Origin of the sequence: Roseicyclus sp., from assembly GCF_052168335.1 — a bacterium.
Taxonomy (GTDB): domain Bacteria; phylum Pseudomonadota; class Alphaproteobacteria; order Rhodobacterales; family Rhodobacteraceae; genus Roseibacterium.
On the sequence record NZ_JBQLZP010000514.1, the window covers coordinates 1 to 1,058 of the forward strand.

Below are 1,058 nucleotides of genomic sequence, written 5' to 3' on the forward strand. Positions count from 1 at the left end.
CCCCGGCTCCTTGATCCTCACGCGCAGGTCGATCCCCTCGTCGGGCTGGAGCCGGATCGAGAGGACGTTCGCGCGGCTGCCCGCATCCTCGTCGAAGATCGAGTGCGGCGGCTCCTTGAAGTGGATCACGATCTCGGACTTCCGCGCCCGCAGGCGCTTGCCCGTCCTGAGGTAGAAGGGCGTGCCGTTCCAGCGCCAGTTCGCGACATGGAGCTTCATGGCGATGAAGCTCTCCGTCCGGCTCTCGTCGTTCTCGGCATCCTCGCGGTAGGAGGGGCCCTTGCCCCCCGCCTTGTACTGCCCGCGCACGATGTCCTCGGGCCCCACGGGGTCGAGCGCGCGGATGACCTTGAGCTTCTCGTCGCGCACGGCGTCGGGCTCGAAGCGGTTGGGCGGCTCCATCGCCGTCAGGCACAGGAGCTGCATCAGGTGGTTCTGCACCATGTCCCGCATCGCCCCTGCCTGGTCGTAGTAGGAGCCGCGCCCGCCCACGCCCACCTCCTCGGACACCGTGATCTGCACATGGTCGACGTATTGCGTGTTCCAGAGCGGCTCGAACAGGACGTTCCCGAAGCGCACCGCCATCAGGTTCTGGACCGTCTCCTTGCCGAGGTAATGGTCGATCCGGTAGATCTGCGTCTCGTCGAAATGCGCTCTCAGCGTCGCGTTCAGCGCGCGCGCCGAGGCGAGGTCGTGGCCGAAGGGCTTCTCCACCACGATCCGCGCATCCTCCCGCGCGATGCCGAAATCATGCAGCCGTCCGGCGAGATCGCCGAAGAGCGCGGGCGCCACCGAGAAGTAGAAGGCCTGCACCGCGTCGGGGCGCATCCGGCCCCGAAGGTCCGCCCAGCCCTCCTCGCCGCGCGCATCGACGGCGAGGTAGTCCAGCCGCGCGAGGAAGGCCTCCGTGGCGGCCGCGTCGCGGCGGCCGGCCGGCACGAATTCCTCCAGCGCCTGCGCAACCCAGCCGCGCCATTCCTCGGCCGATTGCTGGGTCCGGGCGACCCCGATGATCCGCGCCTCGGGCGGCATCTGCCCGTCGAGGAAGCGCCGGTAGA

At 69.1% G+C, this 1,058-nt stretch carries 1 protein-coding gene; it reads right to left on the reverse strand.

The annotated features are described in order from the left end of the window. Positions 1 to 1,058 (reverse strand): glucose-6-phosphate dehydrogenase (gene zwf / locus ACTS11_RS15660; RefSeq protein ID WP_442641230.1); only part of this gene is annotated, 1,058 nt, incomplete at both ends.